11 protein-coding genes are annotated in these 13,097 nt (G+C 38.7%); 10 read left to right on the forward strand and 1 reads right to left on the reverse strand.

Annotated features, from left to right (window positions below):
* Position 1: 1 nt before the first annotated feature.
* The 6 genes from BFP77_RS09160 to BFP77_RS09185 all read left to right on the forward strand — a co-directional run bounded on the left by BFP77_RS09160 (position 2) and on the right by BFP77_RS09185 (position 5,369).
* Positions 2-577: an L-threonylcarbamoyladenylate synthase gene (locus BFP77_RS09160; protein WP_099573735.1), complete on the forward strand. Its 576-nt coding sequence runs from the start codon at positions 2-4 to the stop codon at positions 575-577.
* A 4-nt stretch (positions 578-581) separates the two neighbouring features.
* Complete coding sequence (locus tag BFP77_RS09165) at positions 582-2,000, forward strand: CCA tRNA nucleotidyltransferase (protein ID WP_099573736.1); 1,419 nt, start codon at positions 582-584, stop codon at positions 1,998-2,000.
* 3 nt (positions 2,001-2,003) lie between these two features.
* Positions 2,004-3,035, forward strand: a complete 1,032-nt coding sequence (locus BFP77_RS09170; RefSeq protein WP_099573737.1) for a COX15/CtaA family protein — start codon at positions 2,004-2,006, stop codon at positions 3,033-3,035.
* A 26-nt stretch (positions 3,036-3,061) separates the two neighbouring features.
* Positions 3,062-3,559 (forward strand): IS1096 element passenger TnpR family protein, encoded by a 498-nt coding sequence (locus BFP77_RS09175; RefSeq protein WP_099573738.1) that lies wholly within the window; start codon positions 3,062-3,064, stop codon positions 3,557-3,559.
* A gap of 43 nt (positions 3,560-3,602) precedes the next feature.
* Positions 3,603-4,661, forward strand: coding sequence for a nucleoid-associated protein (locus BFP77_RS09180; RefSeq protein ID WP_099573739.1), 1,059 nt, complete (start codon positions 3,603-3,605; stop codon positions 4,659-4,661).
* Positions 4,662-4,724: 63 nt separating this feature from the next.
* Positions 4,725-5,369: an alpha/beta hydrolase gene (locus BFP77_RS09185; protein ID WP_099573740.1), complete on the forward strand. Its 645-nt coding sequence runs from the start codon at positions 4,725-4,727 to the stop codon at positions 5,367-5,369.
* 67 nt (positions 5,370-5,436) lie between these two features.
* Here the strand turns inward: BFP77_RS09185 and BFP77_RS09190 are convergent, their stop codons facing one another.
* On the reverse strand, positions 5,437-6,519 hold the full coding sequence (locus BFP77_RS09190) for a hypothetical protein (RefSeq protein ID WP_099573741.1): 1,083 nt from the start codon (positions 6,517-6,519) through the stop codon (positions 5,437-5,439).
* Positions 6,520-6,607: 88 nt separating this feature from the next.
* Between BFP77_RS09190 and BFP77_RS09195 the strand changes: the two genes are divergently transcribed.
* The 4 genes from BFP77_RS09195 to BFP77_RS09210 all read left to right on the forward strand — a co-directional run bounded on the left by BFP77_RS09195 (position 6,608) and on the right by BFP77_RS09210 (position 12,966).
* Positions 6,608-7,510 carry an ABC transporter ATP-binding protein gene (locus BFP77_RS09195; protein WP_099573742.1) on the forward strand — a complete coding sequence of 301 codons (903 nt, stop codon included), beginning with the start codon at positions 6,608-6,610 and terminating at the stop codon, positions 7,508-7,510.
* A gap of 17 nt (positions 7,511-7,527) precedes the next feature.
* Positions 7,528-8,358 carry an ABC transporter permease gene (locus BFP77_RS09200; RefSeq protein ID WP_099573743.1) on the forward strand — a complete coding sequence of 277 codons (831 nt, stop codon included), beginning with the start codon at positions 7,528-7,530 and terminating at the stop codon, positions 8,356-8,358.
* Positions 8,359-8,501: 143 nt separating this feature from the next.
* Complete coding sequence (locus tag BFP77_RS09205; RefSeq protein ID WP_099573744.1) at positions 8,502-11,210, forward strand: T9SS type B sorting domain-containing protein; 2,709 nt, start codon at positions 8,502-8,504, stop codon at positions 11,208-11,210.
* A 22-nt stretch (positions 11,211-11,232) separates the two neighbouring features.
* Positions 11,233-12,966, forward strand: coding sequence for a T9SS type B sorting domain-containing protein (locus tag BFP77_RS09210; RefSeq protein WP_099573745.1), 1,734 nt, complete (start codon positions 11,233-11,235; stop codon positions 12,964-12,966).
* Positions 12,967-13,097 lie beyond the last annotated feature (131 nt).

Below are 13,097 nucleotides of genomic sequence, written 5' to 3' on the forward strand. Positions count from 1 at the left end.
CATGAGTAACGATAATTTTTTATTGCCACTAAAAGAATGTCATAATGTATTGGAAAAAGGAGGTCTTATCCTCTATCCTACCAATACTTTTTGGGCAATAGGCTGCGACGCTACAAATGAGTTAGCGGTAAAAAAGATTCAGGATTTAAAACAGGAGAACCTTAGCGAAACAATCATTTGTCTGGTCGCCAATGACGCCATGTTAGAACGTTATGTGGCCAATGTACCAGACCTTGCTTATGATATCATGGATTTGGCTACCAAAGCGACGACTATAGTTTACGATACTCCAAAAGGCTTCGCTAAGAATGTCCTTGGCACGGACGGTTCTGTAGCTGTTCGCGTAGCAAACGATAAGTTTTGCAGCTATCTCATCGGAAGGTTTAAGAAGCCAATAGTAGCCGCGGCGGCAAATATTGCGGGAACACCCCTTCCAAAAAATTTTGAAGAAATAGATGGCGCTATTTTAGCAGGTGTAGACTATGTGGTAAATTTGTATCAGGATAAGGAAATTGCCAACCCTTCATCCATCATTAAACTAGGAAACGACGGTACCGTCAAGATTATTCGTCATTAGCACTATGCAGGAAAGCCACGAAAAAGCTTTAACAGACCCCATATTTTCCATCATTTCACAAGCAGCTGAAGAGCTTGGGGTAGAATGCTATGTAATCGGCGGTTTTGTACGCGATTATTTACTGAACCGAGGAACGGCAAAGGATATAGATATCGTTGCTGTTGGAAGCGGAATAGCATTGGCGGAAAAAGTGGCGTCTAAATTAGAGGGTAACCCAGCTATTTCGGTCTTTAAGAATTTTGGTACGGCCATGATCAAGCATGATGATATTGAATTAGAATTTGTTGGCGCTAGAAAAGAAAGTTACCACAGGGATAGCCGAAAACCCGTAGTAGAAAATGGTACACTTCAAGACGACCAAAATAGACGAGATTTCACCATCAATGCCCTAGCACTATCCCTTAATTCCCATGATTTTGGAAATTTACTAGACCCTTTTGATGGTATAGTCGCGCTAGAAAAGGGAATAATACGTACACCACTAGACCCGGATATCACGTATTCCGATGACCCCTTGAGAATGATGCGCGCCATACGTTTTGCGACGCAACTTAATTTTGTTATTGAACCGAAATCACTCCAAGCGATTACGGACAATAAAGCGCGTATAAAAATCATATCCAAAGAACGTATAGTGGACGAACTGAACAAGATAATGCTCTGCGACGTGCCCTCTAAAGGTTTTTCTCTATTACACAAAACAGGGTTACTGGAACTCATACTCCCAGAGCTGACCGCTTTGCAGGGGATTGAAGAAATCGAAGGTCAAAAGCATAAAGACAATTTCTGGCACACCCTGGAAGTGGTCGATAATATTTGTAAGACCACGGACAAGCTCTGGTTAAGATGGGCGGCATTACTGCATGATATTGGCAAAGCCCCTACCAAGCGCTTCCACAAGAAAATTGGGTGGACCTTTCACGGACATGAGTTCGTTGGTTCGAAAATGGTATACAAGCTCTTCAAAAGATTACGGCTTCCTTTGAACGAAAAAATGAAATACGTTCAAAAATTGGTATTGATGAGCTCAAGACCAATAGTCTTGGCCGAGGAATTTGTAACCGATTCGGCCGTGAGAAGACTCGTTTTTGATGCCGGAGAGGACGTAGAAGACTTAATGACACTATGTGAGGCCGACATCACTACTAAAAATCCAAAAAAACAACGGCGTTACAAAAATAATTTTAAGCTGGTGCGTGAGAAAATTACGGAAGTGGAAGAACGCGACAGAATCCGGAATTTTCAGCCCCCTGTAAGTGGTGAGGAGATTATGAAAGCCTTTAATTTGAAACCCTCAAAAGAGATAGGAATAATAAAGGAGGCTATTAAAGAAGCTATCCTTGAGGGTGAAATACCAAATGAACATGGAGCTGCACGGGATTTTATGTTAAAGAAGGGGGCATCCCTTGGTCTTAAAAAATAGTATATGGTATCCTTTAGAAAAATAGCCAAAACAGCCTTGATACTGGTGTATCTAGTAATTGTTGCGGGCGCGGTAGTCCGTATGACGGGAAGCGGAATGGGATGTCCGGATTGGCCCAAGTGCTTTGGGTATTACATCCCTCCTACCGAAGCCTCCGTATTGGAATGGCGTCCAAACAAAAAATTTGAGAAAGGACAGGTTATTATTCTGAACGAAACACTTCAGGTTGCTAAAGAAGATATCATAACTAGTTTAAAGTTCAGTAACGAAAATTGGGAGCAATACACCAAGCATGACTATGCTATCTTTAATCCTTGGCATACCTGGATAGAATATATAAACCGACTCTTAGGTGCACTCGCCGGTTTAGCAACGCTAATTTTAGCCTTTGTATCCATCAAATACTGGAAAAACAAAAGACAAATCACGATATTGTCGTGGCTGGTAGTTCTGGGAATGGGTTTTCAGGCATGGTTGGGCGCAACAGTAGTTTATTCCGTCTTAGAGCCTGTTAAGATTACCACACACATGCTCATGGCCCTATTGATAGTTGCGCTGTTACTCTATATCATTTTCAGGGTAAACAAAGAGGACAAGAGAATTTCCTTTGACAAGAACACCCTAGTTTTAGCAGTGGTCGCTTTAATTTTTACCCTGGTTCAGGTAGTTCTAGGAACACAGGTAAGGCAATTTGTAGACGACCAAATAGACCTGGTTGGTGAAAATGCAAAAAACCTTTGGCTACAGGACCCAACCTTTAAGTTTTATTTTCATAGGTCCTTCTCTATCGCTATTCTTCTGATCAATTCCTTACTGGCCTACAGAATCATTACTCTAAAACTTGGGCACATTAAGATATTCTGGGTACTTTTTATTCTAACCGTAGAAATATTCTCTGGTATAGCGATGTATTATCTAGATTTCCCCTTTGCAAGTCAACCGCTTCATTTGGTATTGGCATCCATTCTGTTCGGGGTGCAGTTCTATTTAGTTTTAGATGCGTTAAAGCCTAAAAATAGTCTTAAAACTTCGTAACTTTGCCATCCCACAAAATTTAAGGAATGGTTTACAAAATCAGAATTATACTTGATGCAGAGGAGGATATTTTCCGGGATCTAGAGATAGAAGCGCACAACTCCCTGGAGGATTTTCATAATGCCATTACCCAAGCTTTTGGCTTCCTAGGTAATGAAATGGCATCTTTCTATACCTGTGACGAAGATTGGAAACAAGAAGAAGAAATTGCGTTATTTGACATGAGCGAATCCGGTTCGGATGTGCGGTTGATGAACGAGACGTTCTTAGAAGATATCATAACTGCAAAAAGTCCCAAACTGATTTATGTCTATGATTTTTTGAACCTGTGGACTTTTTTCGTTGAATTGGCGGATATTGTTGAAAAAGAAGATGGCAGGGCTTATCCTAATGTGTTGTTCAGTTTTGGGGAACTGCCGGAGAATCCACCAGAGAAAAGGTTTGAATCAGAAAATAGTGCTTTTGATTTTGATGATACTTTCGAAAACTATGACGATCTGGATTTTGATGAAAACTGGAATTAAACACAAACCTCAAATATAACTTACTTAATAATCGTTAGAATCTATGATTAATCTTTACGCCACTCAAATTGAAAATATTTCTATTCATCGCGTTGGCAACAAAAATAAGAACGAAGGTGTTTTTTTATCATCCGAACCCTTTTCATTGAACGATGAGACCACAGGGTTATTAAAAGAATATTTCTTTAAACCTTTTAGGGAAAAAGAGGAAAACTATTTTAAACTTAGTAACGAAGTTGATGTTGAGTTCAATGAGCTTTACAAGATAGTGAGCGAAATTTTTTCTGACAGCTCCAGTACGCATCATAATTCTAAAAAAATAGCCACACATTTATTTGAACAATCCAATCATCCCCACATCAAGAGTGGAGAAGTATACGTCACTTATTTAACTGGAGTGCTTTTAGACAATCAAAAAGTGGATGCCGTGGGTATATTTAAAAGTGAGTTAAAGCACGATTTTCTTCAATTTCAAGAAAAAGATGCCAACTTGGACATAGTAGTACAGCAGGGCATCAATATCAACAAACTAGACAAGGGATGCCTTATTCTAAATGTTGATAAGGAAGAAGGATACAAAGTACTTTCTGTGGATAGCAATAAATATGATGCTAAATATTGGCTAGAGCACTTTCTAGATGTTGATGTGTTATCTGACGATAATTTTAAGACCAAAAATTACTTGAAGTTCTGTCAAAATTTTGCCAAAGATGTTGTATTACCTGCCGAGGATAAACAGCAAGAGGTATTGTTCATGAACCGTGCGGTAAATCATTTTGCAAAAAATGATGCTTTTGAGGAGAGTAATTTCCTGAACGAAGTAATGGAAAACCCAGAACTGATTCCTGAGTTTAAACATTATAAGGTAGAAAAAGGTCCAAAGTATAGCATTGAGGATGTTTCTAATTTTGACATTGCCAACAAAGCGGTCTCCGATGCCAGAAAGAAAATTAAAAATGTCATTAATCTGGATACGAACATTCAGATTAAAATGGATTTCATTAATCCGGAATCAGCAGAAAAATTTGTAGAAAAAGGTTGGGACGAGGAAAGGCAGATGTACTACTATCTCGTGTATTTCAATAAAGAGCAGAAAAGTTAATATCGGTTTAGCGAATTTTTCGTGTCGTATAACATAAACTTGAATAAATTTTAAAGACTGATTTTGAAAATCTATGGTATAGGTGGTCTAGGTGCTGATAGTCGTGTTTTTAACGACCTAACTCTTAATTATGATTTTATTCCGATAGATTGGATAACTCCAACCAAAAATGAAACGATATCGGATTATGCAAGTCGACTTTCCAACCGTATCTATAAAAAAGAAGATTATATTATTCTTGGTATTAGTTTTGGAGGCCTAATAGCAACCGAACTAAGTAAAGTGCTAAATCCAAAGATGACCATTCTTGTATCTTCTGCTGAAACTAGACCAGAATTACCTTTGCTTTTCAGATTCATCGGCAAAACGAATATTCTGAGAATTTTATCTCCCAGACTATTTAATCTTCCCAGGGGGTTAGCTCATTATTTTTTTCAAACCAAAAGAAAGGAATTACTTGATGCTATTCTTAATGATACTGATTTAAAATTTACCAAATGGGCCGTAAATGAATTAGTGGTCTGGAACAATAGGCCAACTTTAAAGAATGTACTAAAAATAAGCGGTAGCGCAGACCTTATAATTCCTGCAAAAAACCATAATAAAATTCACATATTCGACGGAGGAGGTCATTTCATGATTGTTGATAGGGCTGAAGAAATAAGTAAAATAATAAACGAAAAGATTAGTAGTATTTCATTTGAGTAGTTTATGGTAACACCTCAAATATAAACTGATAACCGCTGACTGCCAACTACTAACTACTAACTACTAACTAAATTTTAATATTCTGCTCAATAATCTGTTTCATACTAACATCTTCATAGTTACGTCGAACAAAGTTCAAGGCCAAGTCTAGAACTTCTCCCATGGTTTGGCATTTCTTAAAGTCCATATCCTGGGTCAGTTCCAATATTTGTTCACGGAGCATTGTAATATTTTCATCGGTAGAAATGGTATCCTTTTTACAGATAGCCCTTAATTTTTTAATACGGTTTCCAGAACTAAGGATACGTTTCGCTACAATAGAACGTTCCTCTAACTTATATTGATCAACAGAATCTGCCAATAGTTTGGCACGAACCAGTTCTACCATTTGATAGTTCTCTTTGAAAAATTGCGGGCGATACACCTTTAGCTTACCTTCAAAACACTGTTGGTCAAAGTCTATTGCTCGAATTTTATAGACTACATGATCAAAATCATGTGTGGGAACAATAACGTAATTATAGGCACGCATATCTCCCAGCAGACGAATCATGCAACGTTCATTGAATTTCACGAACTCCTTGGCCAACTGTGCCTTCTCGGGCTCTGTACATTTTGGAAGCATATCCCTTATAAATTCATCCCCTGGAATTCCGGCAATATGCTCTTCTATCAAAGTATCCTTATAAACCAGAAAGTTAAGGTTATAAGGAGAGAGCATATGCTCTAACTCTAAACCATAAATACGAGAAGCATCCGTTTTTTTTATATAGAAATAAGTAAAATTATCATTGAGAATATTTCTGATTTTAATACGGAAAGGCTTAGAATTTCCGAAAGTGCAAAAATCAACGGCATCCACATTAAGGTATTGGTTAATGTTTTCGCTACCATCGGAATGTAGTATGGAATACACTTTTTTGAGACTATCATCTATTTCCTGTCTATCGAATTCCGAGTAATACACTCTTATCCAAAGTGTATCTTCATCATTGGCATTGTATACCACCACGGAGCCGGAAAAACGAAGCAGGTCATCATAAAAAATAGGAATTTCAATTTTCCGATTATAGTTTGCCAAATAACCATCTAACTCCTTACTCACGGGGTAAGCAGGTTTTTTCTTTGACATTAATTTCTTTTCGCTCATTACGTCTTCTTAAAATTACACCTCCGCCCTGTAACAAAGTTAGGCTTTCTTCGTCAAGTAAGTATATCAATCAAAAAGCAACTTCATTTTGAAGAAAATACTGACCGTGAGTAACCTTACTAAAAAGTTTGGTTACTTAACCGCCGTTAAAGACCTATCGTTCACCATAGAAAAAGGAAATGTTTATGGCATTCTAGGGCCTAATGGTAGCGGAAAATCCACCACGCTAGGTATTGTTCTGAACGTAGTAAACAAGACCACGGGGAATTTCTCCTGGTTCGACGGTAACACTTCTACCCATGACGCCTTAAAAAAGGTGGGAGCCATTATAGAGCGACCTAACTTTTACCACTACATGACAGCGGTACAAAACCTAAAACTTGTCTGTAAAATCAAGGAAGTTTCCAACGATAAAATTGAAGAAAAATTAGCTTTGGTCGGTCTATTAGAACGCAAGAATAGTACCTTTAAAACCTACTCTCTTGGCATGAAGCAACGCTTAGCCATTGCGTCCGCCTTACTCAACGATCCAGAAATTCTAATTCTCGATGAACCAACGAACGGTTTAGACCCACAGGGAATCCATCAAATACGGGAAATCATAAAGAAGATTGCGTCTCAGGGAACTACTATACTTTTAGCCTCTCACCTCTTGGATGAAGTTGAAAAAGTATGTAGCCATGTAGTCATTCTTAGGAAAGGAGAAAAACTGTACTCTGGTCGTGTGGACGGAATGTTGGCAAGTCACGGCTTTTTTGAACTGAAAACAGATAATGGGGATAAATTGATTTCCATACTCAATGCAGACGGTAGATTTGGAGAAATTAAGAAGGAGGGAGAACTAATCACGGCGTTTCTCAAAGAAGAGATGGATGCAAAAAGTTTTAACAAAACTCTTTTTGACAAAGGCATAATTCTCTCGCATTTGGTAAAACGCAAAGAAAGTCTTGAAGAACAATTCCTGACTTTAACCAAAAACCAAAGTAACTAACCGCCTAAACCACAGAAATGATACGTTTACTACAGATAGAATTCATAAAACTTTGGAATAACAGAGCGAGTAAGGTGCTTATTATATCATACTTTGTGCTGTTGACCTCGATAGCACTGATATCCGTAATCAAATTCCCTTTTGGGGCAAATGTTCGTCTGGCGGAAATCGGTATTTTCAACTTCCCCTACATTTGGCATTTCAACACCTTTATTACGGCGTTCTTTAAACTATTCTTGGCCATTGTCATTGTTTCCATGATGGCCAATGAGTATAGTAACAAGACTATTAAACAGAATTTAATTGATGGTCTATCTAAAAAAGAGTTTATACTATCCAAATTCTTGACCGTATTGTCCTTTGCGCTAATCTCTACGGTATTCGTCTTTGTCGTCTCTTTAATCCTTGGACTGATCTATTCGGATTATAATGAATTATCCATCATATTTTCGGATCTAGAATTTGTATTCGCGTTCTTTGTTAAACTTGTGGGTTTCTTCTCTTTTTGCCTGTTTTTAGGCATTTTAGTGAAACGCTCTGCCTTTGCCCTTGGTTTTCTAGTACTTTGGCAAATTTTTGAATTGGTTTTTAGAGGCTTGGTACGTTGGAAGCTCTTTGATGGGGATACTACTGAAATACTTATGAGCTTCTTCCCCTTACAGGCTATGTTCAATTTAATAAAGGAACCTATTACCAGACTGGAAGCTGTACAGACGGTTGCCAACCAAGTTGGCGAACAAATCAATTTGAATTACCACGTACACTGGTATGAAATTCTAATTGTTTTGGTCTGGACGGCTATTTTCATCTATTCATCCTATGCTTTGTTAAAGAAAAGAGATTTATAGCTTAAGGCGCGTTCTGTAGGTAGACCTAAAATTAATATTTAGATATAACTCAACGAATACGCTAGCCTTTCATCCTATTTAACAGTATCGGCAAACCAAAGGAAAGTCAATTTATCTTATATTGTAGTGTTTTCAAGGACGCTATGAAAAAAATAAGAACCTTAGTTTTACTAATTGGTTTATTAACTCCTTATCTCTTTTTTGGGCAGGGTGAGACGGCTACTTGGTATTTTGGAAACAGAGCAGGAATAAAATTCAATAATGATGGCAGTGTAACTCCGTTGACCGACGGAAGAATTAATACTGTTGAGGGCTGTGCTTCCATTTCCGATCCTTTTGGCGACCTCTTATTTTACACGGACGGGATTTTCGTTTATGATAGAAATCACAACACCATGGAGAACGGTACGGGCTTATACGGCGACCCCTCTAGCACGCAATCTGCCATAATTGTTCCAAAACCAGAAGACCCTAACATTTATTACATCTTTACAGTGGACACCTCAGTGGCAGAAGCTGATGCCGACCGTGGTCTTAACTATTCCGTAGTAGACCTTTCTATGAACGATGGTAACGGTGCAGTAGTGGAAAAGAACATTAACCTGTTAACAGATTGTTCCGAAAAAGTTGCTGCCTTACTTAAAAATTGCTTTGATGAGTCTATTTGGGTCGTTACATTAGCTTCGGAAGATGGATTATCTCCACTTTTTAATACCTATCATGCTTTTGAGGTGAGTACTGCGGGAGTAGCTACAAATTCCGTTAAAACGACCTTTTCGGATTTAAGAATAGAAGACCCTAGGGGTTATATAAAATTCTCTCCCGATGGTTCAAAAATGGCAAGCGCCAATATGCGAGACGGATTACAATTATTCGATTTCGATAGCGACACCGGAATATTTTCGAATAGACAGGATATTTCAATTACCGATGTCGGTCAATTACCTTACGGAATAGAATTCTCCGCAAAAGGGCAATTTCTCTATGTCCACACCACAAGATTTATTGAGCAACAAGAATCCTTTCTTTCCTTACTACTTCAGTTTGATATAGAAGCCATTGATATCTCAGCATCGAAAATAGAATTAGATAGAAGACCAATTTTTAGGGGTGCTTTACAAATTGGGAATAATGGAAAGATCTACAGAACCTTGTCAGATGATTATTTCACCGGAAAACCTTTTTTAAGCGTAATCAATAATCCAGATAGCAAAGGAGTGGCAGCTAATTATAGCCATGGAGCGGTTACCCTATCTGGAAGAAATAGTACACAGGGGCTCCCACCCTTTATTCAGTCTTTCTTTGACAAAACGGATTTGCTAGTCAATGAAAATGGGGAATCCACCAACTACTTGGAAATTTGCGAAGGTGATCCCTTTAGACTAGAAACAACTGAAGAAGTGGATGCCGTTTATAATTGGAGTAAAGACGGTATCCCGTTTGATAATCCGGACCAATTTTTTTTAAACATAGACAGCTCGGAGTTAATTGACCAAGGCAGGTATCAATTAGAAATAGTGTCCCTTGACCCTAAAAAATGCCCCATACTTGGGGAGGCCGTAATTAGGGTAAATCCTATTCCTACGGCGGAAAACTTATTTCTGAAACAGTGTGACATTATAAATCCCTCAGATGGCATTACGCAAATAAATCTGAATCAAGTCAATGAAAATCCGGATGAGACCTATTACTATTATGAATCTCAAGAAGATTTACTAAATGATAATGTAATCCCGAACATTGAAAACTATACCAATACTACTGCTTTTTTACAAACACTGTATTATAAGTCCGTGAACGAATTTAACTGCGAAAATTATGGATTGTTGGAGATTGAGGTGGTTCCTAAACCACCCGATGTAAATTCACCCTTATATGTTCATGAATGTAGCGAAAAAAGTGATGGCCAAGAGCTGCGCGCTACTTTTGATCTGGAAAAATTGATAGTTGAGAATTTTTCAGACTTTGAAACGGTTTTCTACGCTACCATGGAGGATGCAACTTTAGAGAAAAACGCACTCATCGGTATTTACGAATCTGGCACCTCTACCATATTTGCAAGACAAGAGAATGCCAATCAATGTGAAAATATTGCAAATGTGGAACTGGTAGTCCATCCTTCTCCTGTAATAACATTGCAAGAGACATATTTGATATGTACGAATAATCCAGAACTTTCCATCAACGCACCCACTGGCTACGACCGTTATTTATGGACAAGAACCGTAAATGGCATGCACGAAACGATTTCAGAAAACGAGATCGCAGCTATTAAAGAAACGGGCGACTATTCATTAACCGTAGCCTATGAATACCCTATTAGTACAAGTACATTTAGTTGTGAGGCCAGTTTTGATTTTAAGGTACTACCTTCTAACCCCGCAATGATAAGGAATATTGAAATTAAAGATATCTCTGCAAATAATACCCTAGAAGTTTTTGTGGACGGCGATGGTAATTATGAATATTCTTTAGACGGTTTCATGTATCAAGAAAGTAACTTTTTCGAGGGGATAGCGCCTGGATTTTATACTATGTACGTGCGCGATAGTAATGGCTGTGGAATTTCTGAGCAGGAATTATCGGTCATAGGATATCCTAAATTCTTTACCCCAAACGGAGACGGAATAAATGACAATTGGCAATTGATCGGGGTAAATGAAAATTTTCAAATGAACAGTTCGGTAAGTATTTTTGACCGTTACGGAAAAAGTTTGGTGAATTTAAATGCGAGTACCCCAAGCTGGAACGGGATAAAAGATTCGAAAGCCATGCCAGCAGCAGATTATTGGTTTAAGGCCACCTTAGAGGACGGTAGGGAATTTAAAGGGCATTTTTCGTTAAAAAAATAAATCAATTTAGAAGAAAGAGCGAATGAAGAAATTGATTATCGGTACATTCTTAGTTTTAATGGGGAATATAGTTCAAGCCCAAGATTGTCCAAACTTGATAGGACCGGTAGATGGCGCTACGAACATCCCCGTTGACACTTCCATTACATGGGAAAACATTCCCGGAGTAACCGGTTATGTTATTTCTTTGGGAACCGCTCCTAACGGGACGGATATCGTTAATCAAAGAGCTGTTGGCAGTGTTACTACCTACGACCCTCCTCTTGGATTACCCGAGAATACTGAGATTTTTGTAACTATTACCTTATTCTTTCTTAATCTACCCGATATCACCTGTCCCAGTCAAAGTTTCACTACAGGAGACGTCACAACGCCTCCCCTTTGTACAACGATTCGCTCTCCTTTAGATGGCACCACAAACGTGAATAGTGCCAGCAACATTTCGTGGAACTATGCACCCACAGCAACGGGGTATCGTGTATCTATCGGCACATCACCTAACGGAAACGATGTGGCGAACAATGTAGACGTTGGCAATACCCTCACCTATAATCCGCCAGCAGATTTACCCGCCAGCACCTTGCTTTATATCACCATTACACCGTACAATGAAAATGGTGCCGCAAACTTATGTACAGAAACGACTTTTACTACTGGGGCGGCGGCGACACTGCCAAACTGTACAAGTTTAATAACCCCTGCGGACGGAGCCATAAATGTTCCCTTAACACCATTTTTAGAATGGAACCCAGTTCCTGGTGCCACTGGTTATCGATTATCTATAGGAACCTCTCCATTTGACCAGGATATCTTAGAAAACGCAGTATTTGACACGAATTCTACCTTTGTTATCGATTTTGAACCTAACCGTACCTTTTTCGTTACCATTACACCTTTCAATGCAGCTGGTGAAGCCATAGGCTGTACTCAAGAAACATTTTCTACCATATTGGGCTGTGGCCCTTATTTTGATGCGGTAACGGGAGAACTTGTATTTCTTAATCCAGAAATCGATTTTCCCGACGAAGTAGGCATCTGCTTAAATAATGGGGGAACCACCTTTACCTCAACAGATGTAGCCGAAGGGTACAGATGGTATAAAATAGAAACAGGAGGCAGTGAAACGCTGATATCAACAAGCTCCGAAGTAGAACTGTCAGAACTGGGAGAATATAGGTACGAGGCATTTAATACAGCTGCCCAGTCCGGAAACACCGTAGAATGTCCTACCAGTAAAAACTTCAATGTAGTAGTCTCCGAAGCACCTAGAATAAGCACAGTTTTGGTAACGGAACAAGTCTCGGGTTTACGATTAGAGACCATTGTACAAGGCGTTGGTTCTTACGAATTTGCTTTGGACGATATTAATGGCCCGTACCAAGACAGTAATATTTTTACTAACGTGCCTGCCGGTTCATATACGGTATATGTTAGGGATAAAGGAGGTTGCGGTACGGATGAAGAACGAGTTGAACAAGATTTAACCTTAGAAGGTTTTCCAAAGTTCTTTACGCCCAACGGGGATGGAGTAAATGATTTTTGGCAGTACATTCCGCCCGTAGCCACGGGAGAAATCAATGTAAGTACGATTACAATTTACGATCGTTACGGTAAATTATTAGCTCAGATTTCACCTAGCTCAAGAGGTTGGGACGGCATGGTGAACGGAAGACTTCTACCGGCATCGGACTATTGGTTTAAAGCAATATCTTTAGAGAACAGGGAAATAAAGGGCAACTTTTCACTGAAAAGGTAAATCAATCCATTTTTAAAACTAATCTTGGTCACGGTAGTACTTTGCTGTTTAAAGAATTAGCGATAAATTTTTTATCAACAATTAAAAGGTATTGCTCATTATTGCTTAAAAAGTCAGCGCTTTACAATGCT

The sequence above is a fragment of the Maribacter sp. 4U21 genome, from assembly GCF_002742365.1.
GTDB lineage: Bacteria > Bacteroidota > Bacteroidia > Flavobacteriales > Flavobacteriaceae > Maribacter.